This is a genomic window from Candidatus Zixiibacteriota bacterium (genome assembly GCA_036480375.1).
Classification (GTDB): Bacteria; Zixibacteria; MSB-5A5; order GN15; family JAAZOE01; genus JAZGGI01.
Genome location: JAZGGI010000035.1, coordinates 1 through 16,019, shown reverse-complemented (window position 1 = coordinate 16,019; position 16,019 = coordinate 1). Strand labels below are relative to the sequence as shown.

General features: G+C 45.7%; 11 protein-coding genes and 1 pseudogene. 4 read left to right on the top strand and 8 right to left on the bottom strand.

The window, feature by feature from the left end; all coding sequences use genetic code 11:
- Positions 1–141: 141 nt before the first annotated feature.
- The 8 genes and pseudogenes from V3V99_11335 to V3V99_11300 form a co-directional block, all read right to left on the bottom strand.
- The gene (locus tag V3V99_11335) at positions 142–906 is read right to left on the bottom strand and encodes a hypothetical protein (GenBank protein MEE9443244.1); all 765 of its coding nucleotides are present in this window, start codon (positions 904–906) and stop codon (positions 142–144) included.
- 3 nt (positions 907–909) lie between these two features.
- On the bottom strand, positions 910–2,430 hold the full coding sequence (locus V3V99_11330; GenBank protein MEE9443243.1) for a LysM peptidoglycan-binding domain-containing protein: 1,521 nt from the start codon (positions 2,428–2,430) through the stop codon (positions 910–912).
- Positions 2,431–3,336 carry a hypothetical protein gene (locus V3V99_11325; GenBank protein ID MEE9443242.1) on the bottom strand — a complete coding sequence of 302 codons (906 nt, stop codon included), beginning with the start codon at positions 3,334–3,336 and terminating at the stop codon, positions 2,431–2,433.
- Positions 3,337–3,338: 2 nt separating this feature from the next.
- The gene (locus V3V99_11320) at positions 3,339–3,773 is read right to left on the bottom strand and encodes a DcrB-related protein (GenBank protein MEE9443241.1); all 435 of its coding nucleotides are present in this window, start codon (positions 3,771–3,773) and stop codon (positions 3,339–3,341) included.
- A gap of 47 nt (positions 3,774–3,820) precedes the next feature.
- Positions 3,821–4,327 carry a hypothetical protein gene (locus V3V99_11315; GenBank protein MEE9443240.1) on the bottom strand — a complete coding sequence of 169 codons (507 nt, stop codon included), beginning with the start codon at positions 4,325–4,327 and terminating at the stop codon, positions 3,821–3,823.
- On the bottom strand, positions 4,314–5,423 hold the full coding sequence (locus V3V99_11310; protein MEE9443239.1) for a PQQ-binding-like beta-propeller repeat protein: 1,110 nt from the start codon (positions 5,421–5,423) through the stop codon (positions 4,314–4,316). The genes V3V99_11315 and V3V99_11310 overlap by 14 nt, the downstream gene beginning before the upstream one ends.
- Positions 5,424–5,440: 17 nt before the next feature.
- Positions 5,441–8,854 carry a hypothetical protein gene (locus V3V99_11305; GenBank protein ID MEE9443238.1) on the bottom strand — a complete coding sequence of 1,138 codons (3,414 nt, stop codon included), beginning with the start codon at positions 8,852–8,854 and terminating at the stop codon, positions 5,441–5,443.
- A gap of 774 nt (positions 8,855–9,628) precedes the next feature.
- A pseudogene (locus tag V3V99_11300) lies at positions 9,629–9,928 on the bottom strand (PAAR domain-containing protein).
- A gap of 287 nt (positions 9,929–10,215) precedes the next feature.
- Between V3V99_11300 and V3V99_11295 the strand changes: the two are divergent.
- From V3V99_11295 to V3V99_11280, 4 genes are read left to right on the top strand one after another with little or no spacing between them, the layout of a single operon-like run.
- Complete coding sequence (locus tag V3V99_11295; GenBank protein ID MEE9443237.1) at positions 10,216–12,021, top strand: serine/threonine-protein kinase; 1,806 nt, start codon at positions 10,216–10,218, stop codon at positions 12,019–12,021.
- Positions 12,022–12,054: 33 nt separating this feature from the next.
- Complete coding sequence (locus V3V99_11290; protein ID MEE9443236.1) at positions 12,055–12,729, top strand: hypothetical protein; 675 nt, start codon at positions 12,055–12,057, stop codon at positions 12,727–12,729.
- Positions 12,730–12,767: 38 nt separating this feature from the next.
- Entirely contained in the window at positions 12,768–13,676 is a 909-nt protein-coding gene (locus V3V99_11285) for a hypothetical protein (protein MEE9443235.1), read from the top strand.
- A gap of 2 nt (positions 13,677–13,678) precedes the next feature.
- Positions 13,679–15,604: a T9SS type A sorting domain-containing protein gene (locus tag V3V99_11280; protein ID MEE9443234.1), complete on the top strand. Its 1,926-nt coding sequence runs from the start codon at positions 13,679–13,681 to the stop codon at positions 15,602–15,604.
- The last annotated feature ends 415 nt before the right edge of the window (positions 15,605–16,019 follow it).

The following is a 16,019-nucleotide window of genomic DNA, read 5'->3' as shown; positions in this document are numbered from 1 at the left end:
TTCGTTGTTAATATTGTATGCGCATGTCAAATTATGCCGGCAATTACCCTGCCTGCGATAACCCCTTATTTTACAATAACTACCACGCTGTTGTCAACTACTAATTCTGTCTGCCGCATCAATTAATCTTCAAAAAAGCCTTTAATATCTTTTCGCAACGATGGCATCGAACCACATATGAATTTGTTGATCGCTCATGCCCGCACTGGAAGGAATATTGCCTTCAATTACCGGAGTTATTTTGAGAACCGCAAAGCCGATTTCGTTTTTTGTATACCACCAGCGTAATAATTCCACCGGAGAGAGCTCATAAAACTCCTTATCCTCAATTTTCTTATGCGATCCAAAATAGGCGCCCTTATTGTAATCATCTCTCACCAGTTCCATTTTTTCCGAATTTAATAATAACTTACGGGCCACACCATTAAGTCTTTGTTCCGATTTTAATCCACTTTTTTCAAATTCTTCCAGGGTCAATTCATTCGGCGTGAGTACAATGACCAACATATCCATTTGATGCCAAACTTCAACTCCGAAATCAATTGTCTTGTACTTAAAATACAGCGCATCCGGCTCGTTTTCCCTTCTATGATGTATTTTTTTTAAGGCGATCGCCGGAACCGAAAAATCATCGCTTAATAAATCCTCCTGCCAACTTTCCGCCGATCGTATTGCCGCTCGCGGACCTTTGCCCAGACTATCAAAGTCAATATCCTCAAATTCGAAAAAGATGGATGAGAGTCCGTTTGACTTCAATTTATTTTCCAGCCATTCCGATTTCATAATTTTCTCCTTATCACCGTTTTTTTCCTCCTGCGAACATCCGGCTCCAAAAAACAAAAACATGACCAGAAAACCCATTATAACCGAACGACCAACGGAGTGGCAATATAGTTCTCGAAGCATAGTTTACCCCGGCAAAACTTCCGCGGCCATAGGTGGAGGCGGCCAGGGATTTCTATGATGCGTACTCCACCACAAGCAGCTTTCCTGGCCGTCGGTCAGGCAAAATGTCTGGGCGTACAAAAATTGCGTACCCGGCTTGGGAACATAATAGCACCAGGAAATCAAAGCGCAAACTTTTTCCAGGATTTCGCTTGGGGAATCCTCAATAGGCCCGCCGCCGCCATAATATTTTGTCACTTTGTTATCCGTAAATCTAAAAGTCGCTTCATAAGTATTCCACCCCGGCAGCCATGTCACTCCGTCTCCCGCAGTTGCATGATCGACCATGGATACGATTTCTTTTGGAAAATGTTTATGATGTTCGGAATTGGCTGAATGGGGAGGTCTTTTGCTGGAAGAGCGCTTTTGCTCTTGATAAACGGGAGACGCCGCTGCCCAGGCTTTGGCGTAATCGTTATGACTTCGGGTCATCCCCTTTCCTTTTGGCTTGGCAAAACTGGGCCAGACAAAAACCAACTGTCCCTTCAACCCCAGCATCGCCGCCGCGCTTTCAATAAACGAACAAATAGTCATACACTGACCCCGCTCATCATCAACCACCAGTTTCCATGGATTTTTATTCCCGTTGGCGCTTAAATCATATGAACCGTTATAACTTTCCCAGATAGATTTTACAATCTCATGCGGGTCTTTTTTCTTTTGTGCTATTAAGGCGGCATACCTGACTCGATTGGCTGTCAGATAATTATGATTCTTTCCGTCATTATTCGCCATCGGCCAGCTTTTAGCCACTTTAGGGGTGCCGGTTGTTATATATATATCGTGCTTGGACGTTCCGGCATCTTGTATATTGAGGCCATCACCCTGAACACTCCATTTAATCTCATAATCTTCGACAACGCCCACTTCTTCAAGAAGTTTATCATCAGCCGTTACGACAACTTCAACAAAACCGCTGACAAATTTCGTTTTCCCCGACTTAAATGATAAACCTGGATGTTTTCCGGTCCCAATTAGTTTGCCTTTGGCAGACAGGCAATTTACCGGCTCAACCTTCATCTTCACCTTCATTTTAATTTTCTGTTTCCAGGTATGGCTTATCGGAAGAGCTTCATCATCGTTTTTGCCGGCAATAAACTCGGGTTTTTCGATTTTTTTTCGTTCATCCCCGTTTTGCGGATTTTTCCAATCGTCATACTTAGCCAGCATCACATGATGATCGGTTATATAAGTAATCGATACCAATTTTATGCTGGCAATCGGCTTTTTGCCAGGACGCTGCCGGGGTGCGACTACTTTAATTCGCTTTCCGCTGGCCGCCGCAACTTGATTCGCCTTAACCCCGGGTACCCAGATTACTTCGCGGGGATGTATTAAATTGGGATCGGGATGAGATGCCTTAAATGCTTCATTTTCAGAATGATTGTATATTATCCGCCAGTGAGCGACACCGAAGCGCCGCGCAATTCCGGACAATGTATCACCTTTTCTAATTGTGTAATGAAATCCATCCTTATCGCACATTTAATCTCTCTCCGGTTCAGAGACCTCAGCTTCTATTGCCTCGGGGAATTCAACCCTCACTCGTCCGGGCGGAACGTCATCAATCCGGATATTGCCATCGCCGTCCGTTTTGCCCTTTTTCTCGCTACCGTCCGGAAGAATCAAAACATAATCCTCGTTTGCGATTGGCACTTCCTCTTCGTCGAGTAATTTTATTTCCACAAAATCCTTAAATTTCAAAAGTTTTGATTCCTGCTCGCGACCGAATTTCTGCCCGTTAATTTCGATTACAAAAAAGTATTCGGGTGGATTATAGCTGCTTCCGTATTGGTCAAGTTCTTCCTGCGTCGGGATTTCATCGGTATCCTCGTGATATTCATACTCCCATTCGATTTCAATCTTATTTTCCCGGATATTGGCAGGTATTTCACAAATGCGGTCGTGAACGCCGTCACTGTCATATTCATAAATAGTGATTTTTGCCTCATCGTTATCGCGGCACCCGGAAACATCAGCCGATAATTTCAGAGTATCTCCCCGGCGAGCCTCTTCCGCGCTCCATCGCATATTGCTTACGACAATTCGCGGGCGGGCCAGAATTCGATTAGATTCCCCGGAAAGACCATTGGCCGATAGTTTCACTTCAAAGTAAACTTCCTCATCCGCCTCCACATCATCAGGAATATCAAACGAGCCGACAAAAACATTATTTCTTATAGTCGAAGAGATTTTTCCCAGACTACTGCCGCCTGATGATTTTCCGGTCACTTTTATCTTGGCCCCATTACCGACAAAAGCCGTTATTATTTCAAATTCCGCCTTGCCGCCGATGGGTGCCGAACCCGATCTCCATCGGGTCGATGCCATCGAAGAATCCAGAGTTATTTCATGCTCGGTATCGGTTGATTTTGTAAACTTCAAAGGCATAATTACTCATCATCCGAATGCGGCACAGGCTGAAACGAATTTATTATTCCGTCCACTTCATGCCTGAGAGTTTTTAGAGTTTTCTTTGAAAAATTGGCCGAAAAATTATATCCGGTGCCCTCAATGATTAAAAATAGTAACTTCTGAAATACCATCTTTCCATCGGGAGATATCCACTTATAAACGCATTCATAAGCGGCGTTGCCGTTTGGCAGAGTCTTATCTTCTTCTTTGATAATCGCGGCGTCGGGCATAGCGGTAACGGCATTGTCTATCCGTTCCCGGGCGTATTCATATAAATCAGCGTCGCCGATTTCAGGTTCAACGCTCAAATTAAGAATATGCTGCATCCCGCCGTCTTCCAGACCCATGTATAAAAACGTTGTCCGGTCTACCCAATTATCCGAAAGCTCCAATGTGAATATATTGTTTTTCATTTCCTCTATCCCGTAATTTGTTTCTCATCCAAAAAATTTAATCTATCTTAATCTTCATCCAACCGTTTATTAAACAACTCCATCAGAACTTCATTTACTTCATTCAAAGGTTTAACCAATTTATCATTTAATCTGCCAAACTCATGCGACCAATCAATTATAACTTCATCATCAATCACAAGACGCAATCTTTCAGTGTAATTAACATCCGGAGGAGTTGGTACAAAATCTTCATCAGGTACATTGCTGTATCGCGGCACGTCTATCTTTTTTATTTTCTTCCAGACCGACTTAAATTCATTGGTGCTCAGAGTTACCGTTTTTTGCTGCAACGGCGAATCTTCAGGTTGAGGTCGTTGAGTGTTTGTAGAATGAGGCTTATACGAAACGGTGAGACTATCCCCGATTTTCTGCAATTTCGGACCGTATGAAAACTTGTAAGTCAATTTTTCCGGCATTTGCTCGTTTTCCTTACAGGATACGTTTAATCCGCCAATCAAAAAAATACCCAACAACGCCGAGATTCCAACTTTATATAAACTACCCGATAGCATAGAGAGTATCCCTGCTGGCGACAAATACCTGCCCATTCCCGTCGACAACGGGAGGGGTCACGATCGGCTCATCGATGACCGTTTCAAAATAATATTCACCGGCTTCATTGAGATGATAAACCATATCGGTTGAAGCCACGAGAATTGAACCGTCGGAGAGAGCCGTCCCAAAAAGCAAATTGCCGCGCAATGGCTTAAAAGTCCAATCCACCGCGCCATCCTTAATCGCAATTAACATTGATGAAGTCAGAATAAATACATGCTCATCCGACAAAATCGGCGGCGCAATTGGTTTTACCGGCGGAATATCAAGATTCTCAGAATGTGCCGTTAATTCACCGTTAAATTCCGCAATCGCCACTTCCAGCCCTTTCGGGCCGCACCCCGCAAAATACAATTTTCCGCCCTTGCCGCAACTCATCCAGGCGGTATGCTGTTCAAGCGGAAACGGAAACTGACTGACAGGCTCGGGCGTTCGATTCTGACTATCGAGGTCAAATACGACCAACTCGCCCTGTATAGATGTTACGAAACGGCGATTTTCAATATCGGCCAGAGGTATCAGCGGGCTTCTATTCCCTTTGAATATACAACTCCAATCAAATCCCGGCATGGTCCCCGTAAGCAGATAGATGAGCATCTCATCAGAAGGCTTATCATGCGAAGATGTGTATTGTAATTGAGCGACAAGTCCTTTTTCCAGAGGCTCGAAGAAAACCAAATCAGAATTTTTGGTTATTCCCGACAGAAAAATATCATGCGCTTTCTTTCCATCAACCACCGATACCGCATGAATTAAATTTACGGAATCGGCTGATCTATAGTTGATTAAATCATTTTGCAGCGCTACCTGACACCCGTAATACTTGTCGCGTTTCCATAGCTGTAAACCCTCGGAAGAATAAACGAATATCTTCCGCATTCCATCGACGACTATTTGATTATCAGAACTCAGAAGCAGGCGAGATTCGGCCGACACTTTTTCATCGCCGGTAATAATTCGCCTCCAGGCAATATCTCCCCCAGAGGTAACATTTTGGTTCACCCATCCGTCATGGCGGCTGTTAGCAAAATATCGACTATATATATCGCTCATAATCCAAACCCTAAATACTATAAATCATTAATAGCATAGGCGTGGGTAGCGTCACCGTAATGATTCTGCACCCATGCGACAATTCTTGCAAAATCAGCCTTTACCAAATTGCCCGTACCGGTTTCGCCGAACAAACGCCGAATAAGTCTTGTGCGCAAATCCGCCCCACTATCCGCAAGATCCCCCCAATCCGCATTTATTACTTTACCAGCGTTAGCGACACTATGCGCGGCTTGGAATTTTATCCTTAAATCAAAATGAGCGTCACCCGGCGCCGCTCCGGCGTAAGAAAAAGCGGGAGCGCTGCCGGTGGTATCAAGCTCATAAACCTGATAATGGGGAACGAAATACAAATAGATATTTTTAAAACCATTTGCAGCGGTAGTGCAGCCAATTCGGAATTTATCATTGAGCATAGTTCCCAGCGCGGTGTTTAAATTCTGCGCCCACGCTCGGGCGTTTGCGAAATCCCAGTCATCCGGATTGTTATCAAACTTTATCGCCAGTTTCGTTCTCACAACCAGGATTGAATCAAAAACCTGACCTGCATGAATCATACGGCTCAACTCACCATCGCCAAGTTTATACAAAAGCAAATCACAATCAACATCCGGTTCGATTGTGTAATTTATTTCGGTCCGAGCCGCCTCGGCCACATTACGATTTGCTTCTTCAAGTCGAAAATTATGAGTTAAAGTGTCTGTTGCCTTGCATGTTAATTTGAATTCGGTATTATGAAAAAAATCGTAAAGCGGTTTTGTATTATCCGCCGAATCGTCATGTAACCAGCAGACGAATTTCCAAAAATTTCTCATGCGTGCCGTGCGGTTTACGCGCATTCTTGACAATTTATCGCACATATACGGACCGCCTTCAGCCGTATATGGCTGATTGTACCTGGGCAAATCACCCCAGTTATTATCAGAGCTGTCTTCAAAATCATATAGATAATCATCCCAGTTGCCCGTCGCGTGTCCGAATTCATGATGATTGGTTAACACATTGTAAGTATTCCCGTCAGTATCCGCCAGGGCATTATCAGGATCGGGCGTCCCAAAATAATTGGGATCATCTTCATAATCACGGGCACGCAGCTGCGCTTCTTCCGGCATCGTCCAGGCGCCCGAAGCCGCCCCGCTGCTGAGAGTATTGGCGATGATATTGGTCACTGCCTTGGCTTTGCCTCCGCGACCGCTTTTCTTAACTTCAAAAAAGTGAAACGGCCGAATAATAATATCATGCGGGTCCGGAACCGGTTCCGCGTCGGGAGGAGGAGGAGCCGGCGGAGGACCATGCTTTTCTATCAAATAATCCTTATTTGATCTTTTCATCGCGTTATTCATACCCTCTTCGCGATGATTGGTCACGTCGGCAACCGTCCCTCGTTGTCTCCCTCCGGACTTATTAACCCGAGTCAGGCGGGTCGACCAGTAAATTATCAGATAGGCCAGCATCTTATCATTGAACGCGGCGCAATTATGAATATAATGCATCTCATAATTACCCACCGCCGCCAAATTATTTCTTTTTCTGAGACCGTAATTCTTTGTCCGGGCATCGGCGTCATTTTTTGCATCAACCACTTTCTTAATATGTACCGAAGTATCTTCCAGCACCGCCAGACGAGCGCCCAGAACGTGATTGCGGCTAAATCTGAAATTCGGATCCCGGTCATGCGATCTCTTGTCATAAACATCATAAAATTTACCGGCAAAACAAATTACCCGAGTGTCATCGGGCACATCGGTAATTAGATTTCTACTAAATTCATGGTTGGTGAAACTTGGCTCATCAGCCTTGGGATTGTGAATCCGCAGCGCCTTGAGTTTTTTTAAATCATAGGCGACTTCCGGCATACCGGCGATATCGCGATGTTCAATATGAAATAAAGCATAACGGGAATCATTGCTCAGGTTACGATCGGTCGTGCCGTTCGGACGCAAATCCTTAACCTGCTGGCTTCGATTGTTTTTAGCCAATACGATATCATCCAAAGAAAACAACAAAGACTCGCTGGCTTTGGTTTTATTATTTCTATAAGGCTTCAGGCGAAGTTCACTCCTGACAACCTGACGATAACGAGCCCCTTCCAGATTATCCCCGTCCTGATATCGTGTCCAGTACTTTCGGGTGGACCATTTATACGGCAAGTCATAATATTTCTGCCGGTCCAGAGCCGTTAAAGCCGTTACCTGCGCCGTTGATAGAGCTCTCCTTTCCGGTACCGCATCCTCAGCATCGGTATAAAGAAATATCGTGTCGGTCGGCGGGTATGGATCGCCCGGAACCGTCTCAAATCCAAAATGAATTTGATTTCGAATCCTGTTTTGCGGTACCTTGACCGTATATACTCCGTCTTGAAAAGCCTGCCGTACATTTTCTACTTCCCGACGCCGACGCCCCGAGTACGCCTTAATCTCCAGACAATTGATAACCGCTTCCACCGAATTTTTTGCCCGATTATAGTATGTAAACTTCAAATGATACGGCCACGCATTGAGATCTTCTATATCGCAAAAGTTAAGCTCGTATCCGCCCCGCTCGCACATCGGGAACCTCTCGGCGACAGCTTCCGCTTCAGGGCAGGTCAATACGTTTACGTCCTGATTGAAAAACAGTATTTCCACCCGGCAATTATTATCGCCGCCGCGATATCGGTCGTGAAAATCGGCATGAACCGGAATCCTGTCGGCGCATGACAACCATTGCGCGGGATTGGCGTACTGATGCATTCCGCGTAGAGTATTCAGTTCTGTCAGGCGAACGCCCAACGCCCGTCGGATGCGATCTATATAAAGATCATAGACAACTTGCCACGCTCGCTCCGGCCAGAGATGATTTTCACTTGAATTTATCGAATTATGAAAATTGTTGGGAACGCGATCGGCCCTTGAGACGGAACGATTATAACGGCGGAAAAAGCGTCGAACCATCGGCCCGTCACCGTCATCGCCGTCAGCCCATTCATTATTTATCTCGGGAGGAGTGCAGTTCCAGCCTTTAACGCCGCTGAAATAAGCCATGATTCTCTTATAGTCTATGATTTGATGATGTCCGGCTGAAACCGTCGCCCATTGATTTTTATTGCCGGTTAGCAAATATAAAATACTTTTGGCCCGAAATTCCGAGATGCTTCGATTTAGAGCAGAATTTTCACCCGCGTCATAATGGCCCGCCACCAGCATCTTCTTGCGATCATCCATCTCAAATTGCTTATAGGCCAGCGCCAGAAGTGCAAAACCTGGTGGGGGAGGCTCATCGGCTTCGACGTCATCAATCCGATCCGGCATCAACACCGAACTGCCATCATTAAAAAGAGTATTTTCAAATTCAATGATATCAATCGGAACGGGAACAATTTGATGTTCAGCCTCGCCGCCGGCATCGGCTACCGCTTCAGCGCCGACACCGACTACATCCGGACCATGCATAATTCCCCACTATCACTATTTTTTCTTTGGTTCATAAGAGACACGAACTCGCCCCGGCGGAACATTCTTAATTTTCGCCTCTCCCTTGGAATCCAGTTTATCCGATACGATTTTGCCGTTCGGCATCTTAACCCTATATTTGGCGTTTTTTACAGGCTTACCGTCTTTATCTTTCAATTTGATTTTGACTTCAGCTTTATAGGTAATATACTTTGAACGCCTCTTGGTGCCATCGGCTATCACTTCAAAACAAAATGAAGGCGAGCTATAATTTTTCTTTTTTTCTTTACCATCCTGAATTGACAATAAATCTTTATCGATTTTCAATTCCCATTCGGCCTCAGCCTTTTCTCCTGATACTTTTGTAGTAATCGCCGTTAATTTTTCCTCAGGAAAATTTATATCCGAAACATATACATTAAATTCCGCATCGGTCCCATCCTCGATACCGGACATATCTGCCTGAAGCTTTACCTTGTCGCCCAGCTTGGCCGATTCCTTTGACCATTTGGCGTCAGTGATCGCTTTAAGCTCAATCTCATAGCTCCCCTCTTCGACGCCGACTTTCTTTATCTGCCCTGCCAGTTTCCCAGGCACTTTGCGACCATCCGGCCCTTTAACGGTATAATTAACTCCCGTAATCGGCTTACCGCCTTTGTCTTTGAACTTAACATCGAGGTAATGCGACTCCTTATCTTCAACCGCCGCGGTCGAACCGGTCGCCTTTTTGGCGGCCTGCCCCATACCGGCTCCGCCTCCACCGGCTCCACCGTCGCCGATTAATACCATTGGATTTCCGACAATACACGCGTCCGGAGGCCCGGTGCAAATCGCCGTGTCGCCCATACGAGCCGCCGGTTTGCCGCCTATCAAAACCAATACCCCGGTAGCCATAACAGTTGCTCCAACATGCGGGACAGGCGGCACGCCCGGCGTCACCATCGGGCAGGTATGCATATCTCCCATCACCGCCGCCGGTTTACCTCCGATTAAAACCGTCGGGCAACCGGGACCGGTTATGACGCCCCCGTGGGCTGTTTGATCTCCGACACAAACTGCGGGTTTTCCGGCCATCCTCGCCTATCCTTTTGAATAATTTGATATTGAGCTACCGCATTATACATACAATACGTTTCTCAAGTCAACATTTTGTTGATTGCGTTCATTCGTTGAAAATAAGAATTTCCGAGTTTTCTCTTTCGTGCGTAGATTATTTTTTGAAAAAAATTTGTTGCGGTAAATAATTAAAACACAATACATTTTAGGCTGTAATAGAGTGCGGCGCCGATTCGGGTTAGAATAAAACCAACTCTATAATTATGCCCGAGCGGCAATTAATATACTCAGGCAGGGAGCCGTCAATGCCGGATGATAATGATACCTTGTTAGATGAGGGTTCCTCACAAAATAATCCCGATCCGCTGGGAATAATCGGCTGGGTCATCGGGAGTAAATATAAAATCGAAACCTATATCGGCGGAGGGGGTTTCGGCGAGGTTTATGCCGGTTATAACCAGAATTTAACCGAACAACGGGTTGTCGTGAAGTTTTTCAAACGGGTTCAATCCCGAGAAAAATTCGACAAAGAAGCCCGCATCCTGTGTCAACTGAACCACCCCAATATCTGTCGCGTCCTCGATTATCTCCCCGACGAAGGAGCCGCCGTCGTCGCTTACATTGACGGTAAAGACTGCAGTAAAATATTGAAATCGCAAGGCGCCCTCCCGGAAAAATTATTTCTGACTGTCGCCCGTTCAATGAGCAAAGCTGTTGCTTACGCTCACAAGCAAAAAATCGCGCACCGCGATATCAAACCGGGAAATATCCTGGTCGATAAAAATGAACACGTTTATCTGATTGATTTTGGTATCGCCAAAGAAATCGGCGGGGACGCGACCAAAACCGCCTATACCGCCTTAACACCAATGTTCGCCGCACCCGAACGCCAGGCCGGCGACAAAAATTATAATCCGTTCAAAAGCGATATTTACGAAATGGGCATAACGCTGTTTAACCTTGCCACCAACAGTTTACCCTATCGCAATCCCGTCAATCCGATTTTTTCCGAATGGGGAGGCAAGGCCGCTGAAAAATTATCTCCCGAACTTCGCCGCATTCTCCTCAAAGCGACTCATCCCGATCCCGAAAAAAGATACCAATCCACGGCCGACATGGCGGCGGATTTTGAAGAACTCGATGTCGCCTTTGGTTCCGGCAGGAAATTCCCGACCAAAACGGTTGTCGGCGCCCTATTAGTTATAATTCTCGCCATCGCGGGCTGGCAATACGGCCCCGGATTATGGGAGCAGTATTTCGCGGCTTCGCAATCGAATGAACAGACGGAACTGGCACAGGCGCCGGAAGAAAAAACGCTCACAGATGACGGCTCAGGCGACGCGGCCGAGACAATTAATCAGGAAACCTCTGAAACGGCTGAACAAATTTCCGGAGAAAAAGAACAAATAACAAGCTTATCACCTGAGGAACAAACAGCTAAACAGGATACGGAAAATAATCTTGCCCGACAAGAATCTACCGAACAGGCGAATATCCAGACCGAATCGGAGACTGAATCCATCCCTCCTCAGGAAGAGCTAAAACCGGAGGAACCTCCTCCCCCGCCGCCAATGAGTCGACTTTTGGTGCAAGCCGCCCCGACTGACAATATGGTATTGACAATTGACGGAAACAAATGGGATACCGACAGGAGAACCGAAATTTCGCCGGGAAATTATGAATTGGTGGCCATGCATCCTGATTATCCGCTCTATCGAAAACCGTTGAGGTTGGCTGAAGGAAACGAAAATATTTCTATCGATTTGATCGCCGAATACGGTCAGCCGGAACTGATCGATATGCAGATAGCTGTTATTCCTTGGAGTGAACAGCATATATTAAAAATATCTTTTAACGGCCGCGAGAGAACATTTACCAATTTTCCGGTTCTTGATTTGCGGCAGGCCAAAGGCGAATGGTTTGTTTCACTGGAACTAATACCTTTATCAGAAGAAACGGCAGGCAATATAAATATAGATTCATGCGTTACTTTTCCACATGGGGGAGGACCGCGCAGTACCATATTTGGTGAAGAAGGGAATATTATGCTGGGAGCCGAAGGCGATGAGCAAATCAACTCGGTGCCGATGGTTATTTATTGGTCTCAGTAACGAATTTTGAATAGCACAAAATCTGGAGGTTTTATGCGTAAAAATAGCCTCATATATCGAGCGGTCGTTGTCCCGCTCTTCGTTTGCTTTTTACAGATGATAATGGCCCCATCGATGTTGTCGGCGCAACCGATCGAGTGCCCGTATGACAAATCCAATCCTGCTCTCGATAATGCCCGGATAAGTTTCAAATCGCTTAACTATAATTGTGCCGAACAGGAAATCCTCGACTATTTAAAGGGAGAGCAGTTGACAATCGAACAAAAAGCGGACGCCCACGTTCTCCTGGCCGCGGTTTATTACGCGAAATTAAAAAATGACAAGGAGAAAAAAGCGCGAGTAATTGAACAATTCAAAGCCGCCTTTGAATCTTATCGAGACTGGCGCGGCGAATTGGATATCAGTTCAACCGAATTTATCGAAATGATGAATGAAGCTAAAACATTGGTAGATGAAGAAGCCGAACAAAAAAAACCGCCCGTCGTCAAAGAAGTTACTTCCGAACCCGCGTTGGAAACTCCAACTATCACTGAAACCGAGGAAGGCATTAAAAAATCCAAGCCCTGGTATACTAAATGGTGGGCTATCGGCCTGGGTGTCGGAGTTGTTGCGGCGGTGGTGGTGGCCGCTTCAGGAGGAGGAGGCGATGAAGAACCGGTCGATAATACCCTGCCCGGATTTCCTGACCCTCCGGCTTCAAAGAAGTAGCTTGGGAGAGGATATGGTAAATCGCTTAAGGAGACGGGATGCAAGCCTTTATAATTAAAGCCACTTGTCTGACAGTAATCATCATGATTTTTTCTGTGGCCTTGGCAGCAGGGCAGGTTGTTGATAATACGGCCAACACAATTATGTACCAGGGCCGGTTAACCGATGCCGACGGCAATCCCATCAGTGCGCCGGTCAGCGTCCTGTTCACAATCGGAACCACCGACGATATTTCCACCGTAATCCTGTATGATACCACAATGACTGTCGCGGCTGATGAAAACGGAATTTTCACCGTTGAGCTGGGACCGTTAAGCACGACCGTTTTGGACGGTTCCAAAAGATATCTTGGCATAAACATAGAAGGCGATGGCGAAATGATGCCCCGCCAGCTTTTGACATCCGCCCCCGCTTCGCACACCGCGGCACGAACTTCGCATGAACCGGGCATCACCTATCGAGCGTCTCTACCGGCTGCTGTATTAAGAGATTTATCCGCTTCAGTCATGGCCATGGACTCAGTTACAATTCAAGTTCCATCATCAGGATTTATTTATGTGACAGCTACGACTTCATTTGCTTTTAGCCATATTGTGGGTATCACTGATCAGGTATTCATGAATATCTCGGAGATAAAAAGTATCGTGCCCGAAAATTTCGGTTTAATTACCCAAATTATCCCTTCGGGTCTACCGACGGGTATTTTTATTGAGCCAGTATGCGCTCAACGCGTTTTTACAATCCCCGCAGCCGGGACTTATAAGTTTTATGTAAATAGCCAACTCACGACCGGATATAATCCGGGTGACGCCTTTTATAATTTGGAAATCACGGCCTGCTACTTTCCAACTAATTACGGAACAGTGAGCAGTCCGGCCAATACAGGCGCGGACGGTATAGAAAATGCCGCCCCTGATTTGCAGGATATTGAAAATGAATTGAGGTAAATATGAAGTATTTTGATAATGCGTCGATTACCGAATTTCTTTCTAAGGGACAATTCAGTCTAAAGTCAATTATCGGGCTCGTTGTTTTGATTTCGATTCTGCTTTTCTATCCCGCAACCATGACCCTGGCTCAATCAACCAGCAATAATTACTCACTTACCTTTAGCGGGCCAATAGGAGGAGGCGGAACATCGGCTTCAACCTCTTATGCGATAACCGGAAGTATACCCCTGACAGGTTCCGGCGTTTCCGCGAGCGGATCTTATATCGTCTCCGGTGGAATAATCGGGCCGCTTACGGATTTGACTCAGGTAACGGTCGCTTACGACCGGCCAAATGTTGAATTTGTCGAAAACGTGGAGCAGGTACTAAAAGTCGCTTATTCAGGCGGCACTGGTATCGCATCGGGTACGATTTATTATCGTCAGGGAGGCCAAACCGGATATAGTCTTGCCCAGATGTCTGCGGGAACAGGTGACACTCTAATTTATAATTATCCGGCCAATCAATTAGGCATACGCGGCGTCGAATATTACTTTACAATCACTCGTGATGCTTCGTCCATCAATATTGGCACAGCACAGGAACCGTTTGCGTTTGTAGTCGAACTGGATAATGCTGAAGCCCAGCGTCCCGGTCCGATGCCAGACGCTCAATATCGTATTATTGGTTTACCGCTTAACCCCAATTCGGCTTCGGCATCGGCTGTCTTCACCGACGATTTGGGCAGCGCCGATAAAACCGTTTGGCGATTGGGCAGTTTCAATAGCGCGACGGGAACGGTAAGCGAATTTCCCTCGGTTTCTTCAGTTCGCCCCGGCCGGGGATATTGGCTGATTGCGAGAGGCGGCTTGACATACGGTTCGGCTGGTTCGTCAGTTAGGCCTAATCAGGAGTATCTGGGCAATCCTTATTATGAAATCCCTCTCGACTCCGGATGGAATTTAGTAGCCAATCCCGTTGCTTTCAACGTAAACTTTGCCGATATCTTGATTGAGTATAACGGAACCGTTATTAGCGGCCTCCCGGATTCACTCATAGACAATGCTTTTTACCGGTATAACGGCGCCTCATATCAAAACGTGGTTACCATTCCCGCATGGGACGGCGGATTCGTCTTCGCTCACCGGCATGGCATTTCCGCATGGGTTCGTTACCGTCAGAGCTCCAAAAAAGCCCCACCCGTAAATAAACCATTCGTGTCGGAGAATTCAAATGATTGGTTTATTGAATTGAAATTAGAATCAAACGGTTTGATTGACGACGCCAATTATGCCGGTGTCAAAAGCGATGCTCTGACCGGAAACGATAAATATGATCTTTCGGAGCCTCCTCCCGCGCCAAACGCTCCTTACCTGGCCTTCAAATTGCCCGAAAATAGTGATCGTCTCAGGCGAATCGATATGCGACCGGAGATTTCGGACGGCCTGACCTGGGATATTGAAATATCAGAAGCTTCAAACAGAATCTTAACCTTAAGCGGACTTAATAATCTGGAAACCGGCTATTTCGTGGCGCTGGCTTTCGATAACGGTACCACGATTTATTCCAGCGATGGGATTGAATTACCATTGGCGGATGAAATAAAGTCGGCCCGGTTGGTGATCGGCAATAAAGGCTATTTGGAAGATGAAGAGGTTTCGCTTCCTCTGCGATATGCTTTAAATCAAAATTACCCCAATCCGTTTAACCCTATGACTAGCATCATGTTTACAATACCTGAAGCGGGACATGTTCAACTCAATGTACATAATATTTTGGGGCAACGCGTAAAAACACTTATTAATTCGGAGATGGAAAAAGGCGAATATACAGTCACCTGGTATGGGAAAGATGAAAATGGACTGTTCGTCGCCAGCGGCATCTATTTTTATCGCATATCCGTAAATGAATTTACTCATAGCCGAAAAATGATTCTATTAAAATAATTTCTTCGCATGCATAAAGCAGGAGCCTCAAATCAGGCTCCTGTTCTGATACAAAGTATATTAATTAAGATGAAATCCGAGCTTATTGGCTACTCCAGCGTGTCTTTTCATTTAATATCAATAATTAAAAAACTTCGCCAAACTGCATGAAAATCGTTGCAACTTCTCAATAATTGTATATATTTAACCAAACATAGGATGTAGGGGGCTGGCTTCAGAGTTTATCTATAATAATTGCCTAAGGGGGCTGGCAATATCCTAATAATTCAAGTATAGTATAGGCCAAGATCCTCTACTACAATCGCAACACTTTACTTATCCGAAAGGGGTACTTTTATGATTAAAAGAACCTCAGTACTATTCCTCCTCTCCTTTCTGCTACTTGCGTTTATCGGCACTTCGCTTACTTATGGCG

Coding starts and splice junctions, on each gene's coding strand:
- V3V99_11325 (MEE9443242.1), bottom strand. CDS start 3,336: ATGCCTTTGAAGTTTACAAAATCAACCGATACCGAGCATGAAATAACT.
- V3V99_11315 (MEE9443240.1), bottom strand. CDS start 4,327: ATGCTATCGGGTAGTTTATATAAAGTTGGAATCTCGGCGTTGTTGGGT.
- V3V99_11290 (MEE9443236.1), top strand. CDS start 12,055: ATGCGTAAAAATAGCCTCATATATCGAGCGGTCGTTGTCCCGCTCTTC.
- V3V99_11305 (MEE9443238.1), bottom strand. CDS start 8,854: ATGCATGGTCCGGATGTAGTCGGTGTCGGCGCTGAAGCGGTAGCCGAT.
- V3V99_11320 (MEE9443241.1), bottom strand. CDS start 3,773: ATGAAAAACAATATATTCACATTGGAGCTTTCGGATAATTGGGTAGAC.
- V3V99_11310 (MEE9443239.1), bottom strand. CDS start 5,423: ATGAGCGATATATATAGTCGATATTTTGCTAACAGCCGCCATGACGGA.
- V3V99_11330 (MEE9443243.1), bottom strand. CDS start 2,430: ATGTGCGATAAGGATGGATTTCATTACACAATTAGAAAAGGTGATACA.
- V3V99_11280 (MEE9443234.1), top strand. CDS start 13,679: ATGAAGTATTTTGATAATGCGTCGATTACCGAATTTCTTTCTAAGGGA.
- V3V99_11285 (MEE9443235.1), top strand. CDS start 12,768: ATGCAAGCCTTTATAATTAAAGCCACTTGTCTGACAGTAATCATCATG.
- V3V99_11335 (MEE9443244.1), bottom strand. CDS start 906: ATGCTTCGAGAACTATATTGCCACTCCGTTGGTCGTTCGGTTATAATG.
- V3V99_11295 (MEE9443237.1), top strand. CDS start 10,216: ATGCCGGATGATAATGATACCTTGTTAGATGAGGGTTCCTCACAAAAT.